Here is an 18,434-nt window from a genome sequence, read left to right as displayed (position 1 = left end):
CAATTTCATATAACAATCGCAAGTGAATTTCCGTCTGTATATCGGGCGATAAAATTCGTTGTATTGCGTGTTTGCCCGCTAATCATTGAACAGGGTAACACTATGTCAACTCAGGTTATGACCTCTGAATGTGTTATATCCGGCCACTCTGACACCAAATCTGCAGAGTTGCTGGCCAGGCTCGAACGTCTCCCCATCACCCGTAGGTTGATGGCAATCCGAGTGGTTGTTGGACTTTCGACATTTTTTGATGCTTACACCATCATCGCGATAGCTTTCGCTTTACCTCAACTCACACAGGAGTGGGGCTTAACGCCTGCCTTTGTCGGACTTATTATCGCGGCCAGTTATATAGGGCAACTGTGTGGCGCGCTATTTTTTGGTTCCCTGGCTGAAAAAATCGGTCGCATTGGCGTACTGCGAATCACCATCGTAATGTTTGTCGTGATGGATGCCGCCTGTCTGTTTGCCTGGAATGGCTGGTCCATTCTTGTGATACGTTTTTTACAGGGGCTGGGGATTGGAGCAGAAGTGCCGGTGGCGAGTGCCTACATCAATGAGTTTGTTGGCGCGAAAAAACGGGGGCGCTTCTTTTTGCTTTATGAAGTCATCTTCCCGATAGGCATGATGTTTGCCGGACTGGTAGGATTTTTTCTGGTTCCGGTTTACGGCTGGAAAGTGATGTTTTTGATTGGCCTTATTCCCTCCGCACTGACGGTTCCTTTACGCTGGATGATGCCAGAATCCCCTCGCTGGCTGACATCAAAGGGCAGACAACAAGAGGCAGAGAAAATTGTTGCCGGTTTTGAAGCAGAAGTACGCCGTCGTGGTATGCTGCTTCCGGAGCCGGTGATCAAACCTGTCGTGGTTCAGGCACAATCTGTTGAAGGCGTAAAAGGCTTATTTACCCCTTTCTACCGTTCGCGCACCTTCATGCTGTGGGGACTTTGGTTGACGGTTTATACCGTAAACAACGGTATGATTACCTGGTTTCCTACGCTGTATAAAACCTGGTTCGATTTACCCCTTCAAACCAGCCTGGCTTACGGTTGGCTCACCTCATCCTGCGGTGTCGTTGCCTCCGTTATCTGTGCACTGCTGATTGATAAAGTGGGGCGTAAGCGCTGGTATACATGGGCATTCCTGTTAGCTATCGTTCCACTCGTTGCTTTATGTATCCTTGGTGCAAAATCGGCAATAGAAATATTGATTCTCGGCAGTATGACTTATGCAATTTTACAAACTATCGCTTTTTCACTTTACCTCTATGCCGCAGAACTCTATCCAACCCGTTTACGCGCCCTGGGAACCGCCTTTTCCAGTGCCTGGCTGCGTGCAGGTTCTTCAATTGGTCCTATATTAGTCGGCTTCATGATGTCGGGATTTGGTGTTCGTTTTGTTTTCATCACATTTGCGGTGATCGCTCTGATTGGCGGGCTGATTACCTGGTTATTTGCGATTGAGACCAAAGGAAAATCACTGGAAGAGTTGTCCCCCTGACAGCCTGTGGGGGAGCGAAAATTTCCCCATAATCTCCCGAAATACTCGGATAATTATAAAAAACCAAATAATAAGAACTCTCTATTAACAGGAATAGCCACCTCCTCCTTCTCGAAAATTTTCTGTGGAGGACTGGCTTCGCCTGAGAGTCATGGTGAGGATTGAAATGAAGATAACACAATGGGTGTTAAACAGTATATTGGCTTTAACCTTTCTCCCGTTTTTTTTGCATGCCAGTGAAACACCGTTTTCATACAATGGTAAATATATGTCCGGGGACTGGGGTGGAGCGAGAACTAAACTTAAAAATGAAGGGGTTGACTTCACATTTGAATATGGTTCGATGGTGACATCAAATATATCCGGGGGGTATAACAGAGATAAAACGGTTCGTTACAGCGACCAGTATATTATTGGTGTCGATTTTGATCTTGAAAAAATTGCGAATATTACGGATGGCGAATTTAAGGTCTCAGTCATTGACCGTAATGGGCGCGACCTTACCGGCGATCGGATTCAGGATCCCCGTGCACCCGTGATCGGTTCCTCGGTCAACAGCAACTATGGACGCGGTCAGACATGGCATGCGACACAATTCTGGTATCGCCAGTCATGGTTCGATAAGGCGCTAGACCTTAAAGTGGGGTTGATGCCAGTGGGTGAAGATTTTGACAACAATGGTTGCTTCTTTCAAAACCTCTCATTATGCGGCTCACTGGCGGGGCACGGTTCCGGTGTCTGGTATAATACCCCAATTGGTCAGTGGGGTACTCGCTTACGCTACAATCTGACACCCCAATTCTATATGCAAACCGCCGCGTTTTTTTATAACCCGAATTACGCCACTCGCAGCGGTAGCTTTCAGTTGGATAATACCGGAAAACAGGGGAATATGTATCTGGTGGAGATGGGATACATAACCTCAATGGGCCAACAGAAGTTACCAGGAAGTATCAAATTTGGCGGATGGTATAATACGGCGAATGCGAACGATGTTTTGTCAGACAGTGACGGCAATCCCTATGTGTTAAGTAAAAAATCCGCACAGGTACATGATGGACGTTATGGCGGCTGGATTTATTTACAGCAACAGGTTACAGCAGAGAAAGATGATACCCGAAGAGGCTTATCACTCTTCTGGCATCTTGCTATGAATGATCGGGACACAGCCACCATGGATTATCAAACGCAAGTGGGCGCGGTTTATAAAGGACTGATTGCAACCCGACCGATGGACTATATCGGATTCGGTGTCAGTAAAATGCATGTGAATAGTAAAGTTGCGGAGCGTGCGAGGCTACTTAATGAACGTAAGGGTGTAACAGATTATGATGATCCGGCCTGGACCCCGATACGCACAGCGGAGTATGCCGCAGAGTTGCATTATAGTTATGCTATTACTCCGTGGTTTACTTTCCGTCCTAATATTCAGTTATTGGTGAACCCCGGTGGTGTTAAAGATGTCAAGGAGGCATGGGTGCTGGGTAGCCAATTTATCATCAAAATATAATGTTGCCTGATCTTGTGAAATCGCCCCTCAATATCATGAGGGGCGTACACAGGATAAAAAATGGAGCTTAAAAGATAAATTAATTGATATCAATAACTGACGCGCGCGCAACCAGACGGCCGGTAAATGTTCTTCCTTCCGATTCAAACACCGTATGGCCATCGATCAGTGCCCGGATTCGCTGGACGCACAGGTCAAGCATCTGGTCAACGGGATAAGCGATGCAACTTAATGGTGGATAAAGCAATGACGCCAGTGGAGAGTCCTCAAGACTTATCAGTGAAACCTCCTGCGGCACTGCAACATTGAACTCACGTAATAAACGCATCGCTTCACCTGCATAACTGTCTCTTTTGCTGATAATCGCTGTATATTTCGTGAAACTGTTAATCAGTTTAAGTAATGCGGGTTCAATATTGTCATTTACAGTAATCAACAGTTGTCTGTTGAAGGGGAGGGAATAGTTTTGCAGAACATTGCGGTAACCTTCCAGCATCTGTTGGCTGGCGATATCATTATCGCTCTCAACCAACAACGCAATGTTACGGTGTCCTTTTCCCATGACATAACGGCAGGCGCTTTCTGTCGCAAATGCGTAATTGTATCCCTGGCTGGCTTTACCTTTGATTGAAAACTCGTTGAACGCAATGACGTTACCGGCAGTTTCACCGGGCGAATTATTCAATGTCACAACGGCAACACACTGATGTTGCAGACTTTCAATAACGCTTTGCTGTTCCGCCGCGTCACTGACATATTGAATTAATAATGATTTGTTGAGTGATTTCACCGCAAGCGATAACTGCGGTAATAAGGTGGCACTAAATTCAACTTCTTTGGCAGGCAACACCAAACCTACATAGCTTGAAGTATTGCTCGCAAGCGTTTGTGCAGCAAAACTGGGGCGATAGTTGAGTTCTTCCACCGCCCGTAAGACGGCCTCCCGGCTTTCATCCCGAACGCCACGCGTCCCCGTCAGCACCCTTGAAACGGTCGCCCGTGAAACATTCGCTAACTTTGAAACGTCATCAATAGTAGGCATGGGTATCGTCTTTATTGCTCTCGTCTCCTCATACTATCATAAACGTGAAGATATTCGTTGCTATTCAGGTAGTCATCACAATGACGAGCCTATTGTTGGCAACCATGCGGCACCACGCACCCCGCTGGCATCGCCAAATTTCGCTTTAACAATTGCAGTGTGACAGGACGAGGAAAAAATATATTTTTCGATGGCAACAGGAAGATCCTGATAAATCCTGTCCACGTTCGATAATCCTCCACCAATGACAATCGCATGGGGATCAAGTGTATTAATGACGGATGCCAGACTACGGCCAAAACAATCGATAAAATGATGGTAATGCTGTAGCGCTAAAGGTTCGCCGGCAGCCGCTAACGCGAAAATGGTCTCCGAGTCATATTTGCTGGCATATTTCTGATTAAAACGCCGCACGAAGCCAGTGCCAGAGATAAAACTCTCAATACAATTCATATGGAGGCAATAGCAATGTTGTACCGGTCCATCCGAAGCTTCGGTCCAGCCGGGCAGGGGATTATGACCCCATTCTCCTGCAATGGCATTGGGACCTTTCAATAACTGTCCGTTGACCACCACACCACCGCCGCACCCGGTGCCAACAATCACGCCAAACACCGTATTATGACCGGCGCCGGCACCATCGACGGCTTCAGAAAGCGTAAAGCAGTCCGCATCATTGACGAGAAACACCGGTTGTTCAAAGCGCAGGCTGAGGTCATGCTGGAGATTATGGTCATTCAATACCAGGCAGTTACAATTCTTAATGTTCCCTGTGTAGGGATCAATCGCACCTGGCAGACAGATACCGATTGTAAAGTCATGATTCACATCGGCTCTGATGCCTGTAACCATATCAACAAGATTATCAATAAACCCCTGATAGTCAGACTTATAGGTTGGGCGCCGTTCACGTCGCAAAACCTCACCTTGCGCATTGAGCAGCACAGCCTCCATTTTTGTTCCACCAACATCCAGACCAAGATGAAGCATCGATATTTTCCTTATTAAACAGGAAGAGAGGCGGTGCCTCTCTTCAAGGTATTCAACTCAATGGCGGGTACGGTAAATTTCGATCAGTTCGGTGACCAGTTCTTTAGCCAGAATTGACGTCATCAAGTGGTCCTGGGCATGTACCAAAACCAGCGTCATCCTGGTTTTGCCTTCACCCTCATCGGCTTCAATCAGCTGGGTCTGGACCAGATGAGCTTCCCGCGCGAAGTGCTGAGCCTGCACCATCTTTTCATCCGCATCATCGAAATTGCCTTCTTTCGCACTCCGCAACGCCTCGTAACAGAGACTGCGTGACTGCCCGGCGTTAATGATGATACCCATTACCTGTTCTTCCAGTTCCATAGCGTCCTCTAAATCACATCGTTTCAATTAAGCGGTTTCTGACTGCGTCACGGTTTCTGCGGCACGATTCTGCTCACCGTCCTGTTCAATTAATTGTTTTTCATAAGCTTTAAAGAAGGGGTAATACATGATGACGGCAGTAGCCATACAAATCAGGCACATGACTACCGGGCTGAAAGACCAGTTGGCAGCCCATGATGCTCCGATTGGTGCTGGCGTGGTCCAGGGCGTCATCGAAACGACACGGGCTACCAGACCGAAATCAAGGGCAAAATAAGCCAGGGTAGCATTGACCATAGGTACCAGCACAAAGGGGATAAAGAACAGGGGATTCATGATGATAGGTGCACCAAACAGAATCGGTTCATTGATGTTGAACATGCCAGGCACCACCCCCATACGTCCGATGGTACGCAGATGTACCGCTTTGCTGCGCATCAACATGAACGCCAGTGGCAACGTTGAGCCAACGCCACCGATTAGCAGGTAATGATCCCAGAATCCCTGTACATAAATGTGTGGAATTACGGTTCCTGCGGCAATCGCCGCCTGATTGACAGATAAATTTGCCATCCAAAATGGGTTCATAATACCGGTCACAATCAATGCGCCGTGGATACCGGCAAACCATAAAATCTGGCAGACAAGCACAGAAATCAGAATGGCGGGTAAGGTATCGGATGCGGCGACAAGGGGTTTGACCAGTGACATGATGGCTTCAGGGATAATCATGCCAAATTGCGATTCAATAAACAGATTCAAAGGGTGCAACGTCAGGACAACCGCAAGCACCGGAATGAGGATCTCAAACGAACGTGCAACCCCAGTAGGAACCTCCGGGGGAAGGCGAATGGTAATATTGCGACGACGCAGGAAGGCGTACAGTTCAGTGGTATAAATGGCGACCAGCAGGGCAGTGAAAATACCGGGACCTGAAAAGTAGTCTGTGGACATTTTACCGTCTTTCAGCGGCGCAGCCACCAGCAAAAAACCCATCAGCGATAACATGCCTGAGGTCAGGGGATCCAGTGAATGGTGTCGGGCAAGGCTTGCTGCCACGCCGACGGAAACAAAGATCGTCATGATGCCCATACTAAGATAAAAGGGCAGCATCAGATTCTGGCGGTGTTCTAATGAAAACTGCAACCAGGCACGGGCAAAACCCCAGCTGGTGTCAGGCGAGAAGGGAGGAAATATAAATACCAGCATGAAGGAGCCAACAATCATAAATGGTAACGCAAGAATAAAACCATCACGAATTGATGTGACGTATTTCTGCTGTCCCACAGCTCCGGCCATTGGCGTGATTTTGTCTTCTATGACGCGGATTAATTTAGAGTACAGAGTGCTCATATCGTTATCCTTTATTTATCTTCGATTAAAGCCAGAGCAAAATCTAAAACTGCCGCGCCCTTTTGCATGCCGTAGTCCATCATGTTGATTGGCTCGACTTTGATGCCATAGTCTTTTGCTTTCTTTTGCAGATCTTTCTGCATGTATTTCACTTGCGGGCCAAGTAATACCACCTGGTAATTTGCCACCTGCTCATCAAATTCAGCGACCCCAAAGGCTTTGATATCTACTTCCAGATCTCGCTTATTTGCCTCTTCCAGCATTTTTTTGACCAACAAGCTGGTGGACATACCGGCAGAGCAACAAAGCATGATTTTTTTCATGTCAAACTCCTGTCTTGTGAAAACTGATAGCCGGACTATAGTTTCATGGATTAAAAACGGAAAGCGCTTTCCGTATATGAATCCATTAAATGTGAACATGATCACCAGTTGGAGGCTTTCACTTTGTTGGGATGTAAGGGATGATCGGCGGACTTCTCGTCTGCAAATAGGTCCGCCCATGAACATTCAGTTTATGAATGTTGCTGTGACGTTAATCGAACAGCGTATCACCCCCTTTGCCAATATTTTGACGCGAAGTCAGCACATTACGGCGATGCGTGACAGCTTTGCGCTGGCTATGCCGTTTGTGATTGTGGGCAGTCTGATGGTCCCACTCCTCTTTCCGCCGGTGTCAATTAGCCCATTTTCCTGGTTTGGCGGCTATTATTTGGCCCTCCGACCTTTGCTGCTGCCAACATTCGAGTTGACCGTTGGCCTGGTGGCGTTAATCATTGCTTTTGGCGCAAGTGCCAGTCTGGCAAAACAATATCAATTACCCGAACGCCTTTCTGGCCTGACAGGATGCCTGTCTTTTCTGGTGTTTATTGGTTTTAAGGACACCGGCGTAACTAACGCATTTCTTGGTGGGTCTGGAATATTTAGTGCTTTAATATCAAGCTTTTATAGTATTGAAATCATGAGATTTTTCTACCGAAAAGGGTGGTGCATCCGCTTGCCGGAGGAGGTCCCGGTGATGACACGGAATGGTTTTCAATTGCTTGCTCCCTTACTGGTTGTCCTGTTATCGATTACCGCAATCAATGCATTTCTCCAGCTGACAACCGGGATGATTTTACCCAACCTGATCGGAGAAGCTCTGCGCCCTCTCATCGTGGCTTCAGATACACTGACAGCCATCATTATTTCCTTATTAATCTGTAACTTATTATGGTTTGTGGGTATTCATGGGGCGTTGATTATTACCGGCATAATGAATCCCTTCTGGATGACCTATCTTTTTGATAATCAACAGGCCCTGGCTGATGGCGTCACACCACTTCCACATATCTATCTGCAAGGGTTTTGGGATTTTTACCTGTTGATTGGCGGGATTGGCTCAACGTTACCGTTAATTTTTATGGCATTGCGCAGCCGTTCCCAGCAGTTAAAAAGTGTGGGAAAAATTGGCTTAATACCCTCCCTGTTTAATATTAATGAGCCGATCCTTTTTGGATTTCCGATCATACTTAACCCACTGTTTTTATTGCCATTCATTGCTGTCCCGTTAATTAATGCCTGCATTGCATGGTATCTGACTAACCTGGGCATTCTCGACCGTGCCGTAGCGATGCTACCCTGGTCGATGCCTTCCCCGCTTGGGGCAGCCTGGTCAGCAAACGGAAGCTGGAAAAACATGTTTATGTGTCTGTTTGCGTTCTTCAATTCATGGATGATTTATCGCCCCTTTTTTAAAGTCTATGAGCGGCAACTGCTGGACTCTGAAGCCAAATAATTCCCTCTGCATCACGCATCTCTCTCTCAACCCGCTCTGAAAGCAGCGGGTTGAGTCACGAATTTCGCCATAAAAAGTGACTTATCTCACATTTTCATCTCTATGATTTGGGATTTTGTGATTTCGGCCTGCATTTATGGAAAGCGCTTTCCGTATGTGGATGTACATTTCCATTTTGGTTTCGTAAATTTCCGATCGCAGTGCACAGATGCGGTTTCACTTAAAAACAAAAAAGGAAAAATATGAACAGGTTTAATCGATTAATACCTCTGGCCTTACTCATCAATCCGGTGTTCACCAGTGTTGCACAGGAAAACGATTATGATTTCACGCTACATGGCTACATTCGATCCGGCATTCTGGCGAACTCAGATGGTAACCGTGTAGATTCCGTAGGCTTGATGCCCGATGGGAAATTTCGTCTTGGTAACGAGGACGATACTAAAATTGAACTTATTCCAACGGTGACCTTAAAGTCGGCCACAGGCGCTGTTGCCAAAATCCAGGCGAATATTACTCACCAAAGCAAATGTACATCTGACTGGAATTGTCAGGATGATGATGGTCACGATGTTCAGTTTCGCGAAGGCTTCGCAGAATTAAGCAATCTTGATTTTGCTCCGAATATGACGTTCTGGGGAGGTAAGCGCTATAGCAGTTCGAACACATCCAGCCACCAGTTCGACTGGGAATATATTCAATACAATGGTACGGGCGGTGGTTTTGACAATATGGATCTCGGCTTCGCCCACTTCGACGCCGGTATTTATGCTTTTTCTCCCACAGATGAAACGGATGCCTATCCTGTCGATAAAGGTAAACAAGGTTACCCGGATGACTATTCACTCAACCTTTGGTTCAAGAAGATCGCCGGGACAGGGCTGGATATTGAGTTGATCGGCCATCGGATGAATCGTAATGAGGATTATCCCACTGCGGCGCAAAAGGGATATGGCGTGACCGGTGTTTATAACTTTGATGGTTTCTGGGGGATGACCGGGGGATATTCAAAATTCGTGATGCAGTACGGACGCGGACTAGCGGCGGGTGATTCACTGGGCAAAAACGGTTGGGGATGGGCCAACCTTGAAGATACTCAGTCGTGGCGCGTGGTGCTCGATAGCATGGCATCGCTGGGGGCAGTGGACGTCTCAACGTTTGCCTATTACCAGAAGGATAAAAATTATCGCTGGTGGAGTAGTAATACCGATGGCTGGGGGAGAACCAGTTGGGTTGCCGGTATCCGTCCGTATCATCAAATCACGGATAACTTCGCGATGCAGTACGAACTCGGCTACGAGTATCTGGACGACGAAAACTACAAAGGTGTGAATGGCAAAGGCAAGGGGGGACTGACTAAAGTCACTATCGCGCCGACGTTAACCTTTGACACCGGCTTCTGGGCGCGCCCGCAAATTCGTTTCTTCGTGACTTACGCAAAATGGGATAAGGGCGTATCCGATGCGTTGGATGGTACTTACGACTGGAGCACCAACACCATTTCTGCTGGTGGCTACAGCCGCAGTGGCGATACCGATACGGTGAACTTTGGCGTACAAGCCGAAGTGTGGTTCTAAGGAGAGACGACCATGAAACAACCTATCCGTAAATTGTTAATCGTTTCGCTGCTATCTGCCTGCGGCAGTATGAGCGCCATGGCCGCAGAGCAGTCCCATTTTGAACACTTCATCACCCGTCAGGGCGCTCAACTGATGGATGGTAATCATGTGTTTCGTTTTGCCGGTATTGAAGCGCCCGAGCTACATCGTATAGAGGATGATGCGCGAGGTGTCTGTAAAGCTGACCCACGAGGCTGGGGGCAATACTTTAAGTGGCCGACCGCCGCAGAACAGGCCAACTGGATTAAGGCCATGGTCCAGACGGGGGCAAAAGCGCAGCGTGTCTATGTGCTGTCTGTTCAGCAGGAAAATGATAAAGCCTGCGCGCGTGAAACCCACATTCTGGCACCGACGACTCCGGATGGTATGCCACGCCTGAATGAAAAGGCGATGAAAGTTTATGACAACATGATTGCTGAAGCCGATAAGCAAGGATTGCGGCTTATTCTGCCGTTTATTGATCACTGGTGGTGGTGGGGTGGGCGCGAGCAGTTGGCGGCGTTCTATCATGAAAAGCCTGAGGATTTTTATCGTACTGACAGCAAAACCTATAAAGCCTATCTCGACATCATTCGTCAGGTCGTAACCCGCACTAATACGGTGACGGGGCGTCCATATTATGACGAGAAAGCCATCATGGCCTGGGAAACGGGTAACGAGTTAGAGGATACCAACGCTGGGTTTCTGCACCAAACGGCGGCCTGGATTCGTAAATGGGCGCCACACCAACTGATTGTCGATGGCACCTATAAAAAGATTAACGATTTTGCCCTCAATGACCCGAACGTCGATATTGTCAGCAACCATTACTACACCAATGCCGGTAACAATCACCCTGACCAGGTACGTAAAGACCTTGAGCAGATAGGCGGGAAGAAAGCTTACCTTGTGGGAGAGTTTGGCCTGCTTGATCACTCACAGTTGAATGACATCATGCAGGCAATTGTTCAGACCGACGTGAAGGGAAATCAGGCGGTGGGGGGATTAATCTGGGGATTCCGTGGCCATCGTCAGGAGGGGGGATTCTACTGGCATAAAGAATATACCGGGCACTATAGCTATCACCTGCCGGGATTCCCGGTCGAAGGTAAGGCGAACCAGGAAATGGAGGTCGTTAATCTGGTGCGGAAAGCCTCTGCTCAGCTTGCCGGTTTGCAGCAGATTCCCCCTTTACCTAAACCAGACGCGCCCCACTTGCTGGCAACCACATCACCTTTTGCCATTAACTGGATGGGGTCTGCGGTTGGGCGTTACTACGATGTTGAACGCGCCACCTCAGCGCAAGGTCCGTGGCAGCGAGTAGGAACCGACATTTCTGATGGCATCAATGAATGGAATCCGGCCACGATGGATCTGTTCCGCGACAATTACCGTGATTTAAAACTGGGTAAAACGTACTACTACCGTGTTATTGCAAAAAACGAGAGTGGTTCTTCTGCTCCTTCAAATGTGATCAGTGTTACCCACACGCAAAAGAATCAGGCTCCTGTTGTCACGCTGGAAAAGCAACTCACGACCTCTGTTGATAAAGGCGTGTCACTGCATGCAGGCTGGACGGACGATAACCTGCCTGATCGAAAAGTAAGCCTTAGCTGGAATACCAACGGGCAGCAAAGCGCGCATGTCTGTGATGCAGGCAAAGGAGAGACCCGTGCCTGGTTCTCTTCACCCGGCACTTACCCGCTGACCTTTACCGCCAGTGACGGCCTGCTGAGTCAGAGCCAAACGGTTGATGTTGTGGTGAGTGAAGCTAAGGGAAAAATCCCTGCTGATTATTGCGCTTTTCATGGCAAAGCCATGAATGTCGCGCAGGGCAAAATTGATGCAGTGAAGACAGAGAAAGACCCACTGGTAATCGGTGCCGATGGGTTCCTCGGTCCTTTCGCTAATGAGGGAGATAAAATCACCTGGCAATTATCCGTTCCGTGGGAAGGGCGCTACCTGCTGCATGTGAAATTTAATGCCAAATGGGGTGGGAAGAAGAACTCATTCGTCATAAATAATGGTGCCCCGGTGGGGGTTGAATTTCCACAGACGAATGAAACCGGGCAGGAAATAATCGTTCCGGTAACACTCAGCGCTGGAGATAATACACTCAGTTTTGGCAAATTCGCCGGGGACTGGGGATATATGTTTATCAAATCGATTGAAGTAACCGCAGAGTAATGATTGCAACGGCTGCGTCCTGAGGGCGCAGCCATATTTATTATGGAGGCAGTAATGAACCACTATCAATTCCCGGATGGCTTTTTCTGGGGGGCAGCAGCATCCGGTCCTCAAACTGAAGGTATTGAAGGAAAAATGCATCGTTCAGTCTGGGATAGCTGGTTTGCCGCAGAACCACAGCGGTTTTTCCAGCAGATTGGGCCGAATGAAGTGTGCAGAACCTACACGAAGTATAAAGACGATGTCGCTCTAATGAAGGCATTAGGTTTTAATTCCTTCAGAACGTCGATTCAGTGGTCTCGCCTGATTGCAGATTTTGAAACCGGAGAGCCAGATGCTGATGCTGTTCGTTTCTACCATGATTATCTTGATGAAATGATCGCCAGTGGTATTGAGCCGATGATCAATCTTTATCACTTCGATATGCCAGAGAAATTACAGGAGGTGTACGGTGGTTTTGAGTCAGCTAAAGTGGCTGATTTATTTGCATTATTCGCACGTACCGCCTTCAAATTGTTTGGGCATAAGGTCAAATATTGGATCACCTTTAATGAACCTATCGTTCCGGTAGAGGGTGGATATTTGTATGATTTCCATTATCCATGTAAAAAAGAGGGTAAGTTAGCCGCGCAGGTTGCCTTTAACATTATGCTGGCACATGCTAAAGCGGTAACGGTGTATCGTGAGATGGCACTGGCCGGTGAAATTGGTGTGGTGCTAAATCTGACGCCTTCGTATACCCGTAATGATTCGCCGGAAGATAAAAAAGCAGCCTGGTATGCAGATCTGTTTTTTAATCGAAGTTTCCTCGATCCATTGGTAAAAAATCAATTCCCTAAAGAACTGTGCGAGATTCTGGCCGAAAACCACTGCTTACCTGATGTTAAGGCTGCAGATGTTGCCTTAATCACCTCAACGACTATCGATTTTCTCGGTGTTAATTACTATGTCCCACGACGTGTTAAAGCGCGGGAGGAAGAGTACACTCTCGACTATTTCTCGCCAGACGTCTATTTCGAAAATTATATTAATCCAGAAGGGCGATTTAACCCTTACCGTGATAATAATGAAATTCTGCCTCAGGCTATTTACGATATTGCTAAAAATATTCGTGATAATTATGGCAACATTAAATGGTATCTGGCTGAGATTGGCATTGCCATGGATCTGGAATCAGAAGGCCCGGTGCAGTCTGATGGTGTGATTGACGACAGTTTCCGTATTCGTTTGATGGAGGAGCATCTCATTCAGTTGCACCGGGCCATTGCTGATGGCGCTAACTGTTTTGGTGTTCACCAATGGACGTTTATTGATAACTGGTCATGGACTAATTCCTTCAAGCGTCGCTATGGTTTCTACCGCCTTGATCTGGAAACGGGTGAGCGCTACATCAAACGTAATGGACTATGGTTCAAAGCGCTGGCACAGAATAACCAGTTTACCAGTGAGGCAACGCCTTTATGAGTCAGCAGCATTTCTATCGTCTGATTAATGCCGTTAAAAACTATCCCTGGGGCAGTCTCACTGAGCTTAATCAGCGTTTTAATATTCCCAACCCGGACCATCAACCACAGGCAGAATTGTGGATGGGAGTGCATCCCTCGGGGATATCACAGGTTGTCTGTAATAATGAAACGTTGGCACTGTCAGAGTTGATCGCCGGGGATAGCATCGGGATGTTGGGTGTGACTACCGTCGAGCGATTTGGTGATTTGCCCTTTTTGCTTAAGATCCTTGCGGCTGACAAGGCGTTGTCGATACAGGTTCATCCGGAAAAGGCCGCTGCCGAAGAAGGGTATGCAAAATCGCTAAAGATGGGAATTTCCGACGATCCTGATTACAACGATGACAATCACAAACCTGAACTGGTTTATGCCATCACTCCCTTTGTTGCAATGAATGGTTTTCGCGAGCTGCCCAGTATCGTCGGAAATATCAAAGCGCTGAATATTCCGGAACTGGATAGCATCGCAGACGCCCTGGCGGAACAACAAAATCCTCAAGGGTTGGAAACCTTTTTCCAGTCGTTGATGCAAATCTCGCTGGACAGTAAAACGCAAGCCATCGCTGAGATAGTGAATAACGGTGCAGCACGTTTTGAACCGCCACTCGCCGGGATCATGCGGACGCTAAATCAACAGTATCCCAATGATATTGGTGTGCTGGCTCCGCTGTATCTAAACTGTGTGACGTTACAACCCGGAGAGGCGATGTTCCTCTATCCTGGCACATTGCATGCTTATATACAGGGCACTGCGGTTGAAGTTATGGCCAGTTCCGATAACGTACTGCGTGCGGGGTTAACCAACAAGAAAATTAACCCTTGCGAACTCATCAAATGCACCAGGTTTATTCCAACTCCCGCTTCATCGCTGTTAATGACGCCGCAGCGAACAGACGGACGAGATCAGTATCCGGTGCCAGTAGAGGATTTTCAGTTCAGCCTTTTTTCTGCGGTTGATAACCAGAAAATAATGACCAGTAGCGCCGGGATTGTGCTGGTGATTGAGGGGAGTGCATCCCTGTGTCATGAATGCGGCGAGGAACTCACATTGGATGTCGGTGAATCGGCGTTTATTCCCGCTTCCGCCTCGTGCTGGTCTCTCTCAGTGACTGGGGCAGCTTGCGTTGTTACATGTCAGCCGCATATGACGACAATGGAGCAGCCTGAGACAGGCTCATCATGATCAGTCTTTGAAACCCGATAGCCTGCAGATGAGTAGCAGGCTATACCGTGATATCCCGGTTCCTGAGTCACCCTGGCTAACGGGTTGCTCAGAATGTATACAATACGCCGAGAGTGAGTGCCGCTTCATTACGCCGGAATACAATCGGACTCTCTTTAGCATGCTTATCCAGCCAGATGTAGTCGGCACTGACCAGCGATCCCCAGTGCGGGGTGAACTGATGACTCCAGGTCAGGCTGGTATCCGCACCATAAAAACCACCGGGCGCTTGATATTCCGTGTAGCCTGTGCGGCGGCTTTGCGCGGCACTGACGCCATATAGCGTGTTCATATACCGGCTGTCGCCGAATAATGCCGCTGTGCTGAATGCCACTGTATCGGTGCTGGTCTGGAGAGGGATTAGAGTGGCGGAGGTCTGGTAATTCACGCCCTGGCTGTCGCTCAGCGGCAGGGTTGCTTTACCTTCCAGCGTCAGCCAGGGGGTGACCGACCAGCCAATCGCGACAGCGGTGTTGACCGTCGCTTTAATATTTCCCATGCCGTCCCGCCAGTTCGAATTCCGTTCTGAGCGTCCCAGATCATAGCCAAGCGTATGTTCGAGGTAGAGTCCGCTGTCGCTCTGCAGGTCATAGCCCCCCCCTTTCTGCGAATCAACAAAAAATGCCCCATCCCGTGCCAGTACCAGCGGTACCAGCTGCGAGCGGCGCTTATCCGACCCGCTGTAACGGGGCAGGCTCTGACCTGCCGTTATCGACGATCTCACCCTGATCCACGCAGGCCAGCTTGTCAAAAACCTGATAACACAGCTCGCGGTGGGCATAACGGAAACAGATCCTGCCGTCAGGATATTCAAATACGGTGACTTTTTCACCGGCGATACGGGTGTTCGCATCAGAGGGTTCAAGCAGATATAGCATTTTATCGTACTGAAAAGTCAGCGATTTTGATAACTTCCGCTGGTCCTGCCAGGCAAAGATATCGTCCAGTTCATCCGGAGGCAGACCGGATGGATGATGCAGATCCTTCGGATACTTAGGCGGTCGGGAAAAGCGGCGATTAAAGTCATCGATAAAGCCGGTAACCCAGTGGTTCTCCTCACTGATAGAGCTGATGTCATGCAGTCGCATCTCCTTGACCAGCCGATCCTGCAACGTCTGGTTGGCGCGCTCAACGCGTCCCTTGGCCTGGCTGCTGTTGGCACAGATAAGCTCAATGCTGAGATCGCGCAGCGCCCGGCCAAACTGCGTGGTGCCGCTGCGGCGTGCATCCGTACCGTTAACCCTGAAAACGGCGTGCCTGTCGCTGTAGAATGCGACGGGTTTTCCATTTAGATCAATGTACTCCCGCGTTGCTGTCATATAATCGAATGCAGACTCCGAATCACAGAAGCGCAGGTGCATCAGGCGACCGGTGGCATCGTCAACGTAGACAAGCAGGCAGCACTTCGGTGCGCGATCCTCAAACCAGGCATGATGAGATCCATCCAGCTGAACCAGTTCGCCGAGACAGTCGCGCCGGTGTCGTGGCTGATAAATGTGAACCTGACGCCGTGAATGTGGCCGCCAGAGTCCGTCTGAGATCATCCAGTTGCGGACAGTCTCAACGGAGACCGGAATGCCGTGTCGTTCAAGCAGCTTCTCAGTGGCCAGCGTTGGCCCAAAATCCGCGTAGTGTTGCCGGATCAGTTGCAGAGCGGCGCAGCGTGAATCGTCGGGAATGCGGTTGTTGCCGGGACGTCCGCGACGGGCAGACACAATCGACGCCGCACCATGCTCACGGTAACGCCGCAGAACACGCTGCACCTGGCGAACCGTGAGTTCGAGAAGGCGTGCGGCTTCACGCTGCAGCAGAGTGTGGTCGTGAACGCGCTGAATGATGCCAAGCCGGTAAAGATCTTTATCTGTCATGGTCACCAACATAAAGTCTGCATCCTGAGCTGAGCCTGAGGAAATTTAAGACTAGTTCAGGGACGAAATCTGTAAATTGTTCCGTACGACATTAGCGCTTTGGAGTAACAATTAATGTTGAATCTAAGCAGAGATGACCGGGTTCAGGCTAAGCTGAGTTGTCCGCTGGTTGTGTTAAACGCCAGGTTTAACCGCCAAAAATCTCCTTACTGTGCGTCTGTAAATCAGCCACGGCTTCCAGCAAATCGTCTTCGTTTATTTCACGCTGCCGTTTTTTTGCCGGGTCTTTCTTATTCTGCGGGTCGGTCCTTGGTCCGCAGGAAGGGCCTGCGAGCGCGTATTATCGCGTTTGTCCTGCATCAGCTTAGCCACCGCCAGCGCGTGACCCAGCCGCTTATTATCAATGATGGCCTCCTGGTCAACTTCAGACAGGCGATCGTAAGCAGAGTAGGGAAGTCTCCGTTACTCCTGAGTTCGACGCGGCCGTCCGGATACTGCCAGGAGTCCGGGTATTTACCGATGGCATGTCGGCTTTGCTCATTATCTTCAAGCAGACAGAGCATCTTATCGTAGCGGACCGTCAGCGATTTTGAGACCTTGCGTGGCTCACGCCAGGTAAAAATCGCCTCCAGATCGTCGTCCGCATCGAGCGGCCGGTGAACGTCAAAATCGTGCCGGGGAGCTTTCGCAAAGCGCCGGTTATAATCGGCCATGAACTCATCTGCGAAGGCATTGGCCGCATCCGGCGTGCAGCTGGCACGCCTTCTTTACCCCGAATCTGACAGCCAGCCCGGCGCACCCGAAGATCCCGACTGGTCCACCGTGCATATGGAGCTGCTGCGTAAAGGTGTCACCCGACACCTGCTGTGGGAGGAGTACTCGGTCCTGCACCTGCAGCGTCAGATGGGCGCCCCCCACGCGGCCTTTGGCTGAGCTGGTGTTAGCACAGATGCCGGTGATGTTGAGTTCGTTTATTGCGTGTCCGAACTGAGTCAGTCCCTTACCGCCGGCCGCGTTTTTGTTGTTAATGCGGAAGATACTTGCTTTATCACTGTAAAATGCCAGCGGCTTGCCGTGCTGCTCCAGATAGCCGCGAGTGGCCAAAATAGGTGAACGTGGACGCTGATTTTACAAAATGGGGCTGCATCAGGCGGGCGGCTGTTCGCATTATCGACGTAAACCAGCAGCATGCCGGCCGGTCAGGATCATAATGAGGTAGCTCGAAACGGTCACGTTAGTGTAGCTATGCCACTTAAAGCTATGTTAATCAATATAATGCAAAAGTGCGGTAAATACTTATTATGTTTAATATGATATTTCAATGATTAAATCATATATAACCCCATTGGTTAATAACTGCCATTTTATCGTCCGCAGCCATCGCAACTGCCTCCCTGTTTAGATAGAGGCCATTGTTTTTCCTTTCGCTTAGCGCATGTTTGAATACAGAAATGAATTCTACTGCTCGTCGTATTATCTCTCATGGTGGGGCCTGTTGAGTTGCCTTCTGAGGCTGAAGCA

At 48.9% G+C, this 18,434-nt stretch carries 13 protein-coding genes and 2 pseudogenes; 7 read left to right on the top strand and 8 right to left on the bottom strand.

Annotated features, from left to right (window positions below):
- Positions 1–117: 117 nt before the first annotated feature.
- Together AC6I8X_RS26120 and AC6I8X_RS26115 are read left to right on the top strand one after the other, a co-directional pair.
- Positions 118–1,500, top strand: coding sequence for an MFS transporter (locus AC6I8X_RS26120; RefSeq protein WP_497841958.1), 1,383 nt, complete (start codon positions 118–120; stop codon positions 1,498–1,500).
- 172 nt (positions 1,501–1,672) lie between these two features.
- Positions 1,673–3,010, top strand: a complete 1,338-nt coding sequence (locus tag AC6I8X_RS26115) for a carbohydrate porin (protein ID WP_497841957.1) — start codon at positions 1,673–1,675, stop codon at positions 3,008–3,010.
- Between the two features lie 79 nt (positions 3,011–3,089).
- Here AC6I8X_RS26115 and AC6I8X_RS26110 read toward each other — a convergent pair whose 3' ends face one another.
- The 5 genes from AC6I8X_RS26110 to AC6I8X_RS26090 form a co-directional block, all read right to left on the bottom strand.
- Positions 3,090–4,052, bottom strand: a complete 963-nt coding sequence (locus tag AC6I8X_RS26110; RefSeq protein WP_497841952.1) for a LacI family DNA-binding transcriptional regulator — start codon at positions 4,050–4,052, stop codon at positions 3,090–3,092.
- Positions 4,053–4,127: 75 nt separating this feature from the next.
- The gene (locus AC6I8X_RS26105; RefSeq protein WP_497841951.1) at positions 4,128–5,042 is read right to left on the bottom strand and encodes an ROK family protein; all 915 of its coding nucleotides are present in this window, start codon (positions 5,040–5,042) and stop codon (positions 4,128–4,130) included.
- Between the two features lie 57 nt (positions 5,043–5,099).
- Positions 5,100–5,405 carry a PTS lactose/cellobiose transporter subunit IIA gene (locus AC6I8X_RS26100; protein ID WP_497841950.1) on the bottom strand — a complete coding sequence of 102 codons (306 nt, stop codon included), beginning with the start codon at positions 5,403–5,405 and terminating at the stop codon, positions 5,100–5,102.
- Between the two features lie 27 nt (positions 5,406–5,432).
- Entirely contained in the window at positions 5,433–6,758 is a 1,326-nt protein-coding gene (locus tag AC6I8X_RS26095) for a PTS sugar transporter subunit IIC (RefSeq protein ID WP_497841949.1), read from the bottom strand.
- Positions 6,759–6,769: 11 nt separating this feature from the next.
- On the bottom strand, positions 6,770–7,081 hold the full coding sequence (locus AC6I8X_RS26090; RefSeq protein WP_497841948.1) for a PTS sugar transporter subunit IIB: 312 nt from the start codon (positions 7,079–7,081) through the stop codon (positions 6,770–6,772).
- Between the two features lie 178 nt (positions 7,082–7,259).
- On the opposite strand from AC6I8X_RS26090, the gene AC6I8X_RS26085 reads away from it, so the two are divergent.
- From AC6I8X_RS26085 to manA, 5 genes are all read left to right on the top strand, one after another.
- On the top strand, positions 7,260–8,534 hold the full coding sequence (locus tag AC6I8X_RS26085) for a PTS sugar transporter subunit IIC (RefSeq protein ID WP_497841947.1): 1,275 nt from the start codon (positions 7,260–7,262) through the stop codon (positions 8,532–8,534).
- 242 nt (positions 8,535–8,776) lie between these two features.
- Positions 8,777–10,111, top strand: a complete 1,335-nt coding sequence (locus AC6I8X_RS26080) for a maltoporin (protein ID WP_497841946.1) — start codon at positions 8,777–8,779, stop codon at positions 10,109–10,111.
- Positions 10,112–10,123: 12 nt separating this feature from the next.
- Positions 10,124–12,319: a CBM35 domain-containing protein gene (locus tag AC6I8X_RS26075; RefSeq protein WP_497841945.1), complete on the top strand. Its 2,196-nt coding sequence runs from the start codon at positions 10,124–10,126 to the stop codon at positions 12,317–12,319.
- A 54-nt stretch (positions 12,320–12,373) separates the two neighbouring features.
- The gene (locus AC6I8X_RS26070) at positions 12,374–13,783 is read left to right on the top strand and encodes a glycoside hydrolase family 1 protein (protein WP_497841944.1); all 1,410 of its coding nucleotides are present in this window, start codon (positions 12,374–12,376) and stop codon (positions 13,781–13,783) included.
- Entirely contained in the window at positions 13,780–15,006 is a 1,227-nt protein-coding gene (gene manA / locus AC6I8X_RS26065) for a mannose-6-phosphate isomerase, class I (RefSeq protein ID WP_497841943.1), read from the top strand. Before AC6I8X_RS26070 ends, manA begins: the two co-directional genes overlap by 4 nt.
- A gap of 88 nt (positions 15,007–15,094) precedes the next feature.
- Here manA and AC6I8X_RS26060 read toward each other — a convergent pair whose 3' ends face one another.
- The 3 genes and pseudogenes from AC6I8X_RS26060 to AC6I8X_RS26050 all read right to left on the bottom strand — a co-directional run.
- Complete coding sequence (locus tag AC6I8X_RS26060) at positions 15,095–15,769, bottom strand: MipA/OmpV family protein (RefSeq protein WP_497841942.1); 675 nt, start codon at positions 15,767–15,769, stop codon at positions 15,095–15,097.
- Positions 15,747–16,913: pseudogene (locus AC6I8X_RS26055) on the bottom strand (ISNCY family transposase); the annotation flags it as partial. The pseudogene AC6I8X_RS26055 and the gene AC6I8X_RS26060, both read right to left, overlap by 23 nt.
- A gap of 187 nt (positions 16,914–17,100) precedes the next feature.
- Positions 17,101–18,063 (bottom strand): annotated as a pseudogene (locus AC6I8X_RS26050) (transposase family protein); the annotation flags it as partial.
- Between the last annotated feature and the right edge of the window lie 371 nt (positions 18,064–18,434).

It is taken from the genome of Pantoea sp. X-Soil-TKNS-1280 (genome assembly GCF_059730475.1).
Note: the sequence above shows the minus strand (reverse complement) of the source record. Positions and strands in the feature narration are given on the sequence as shown.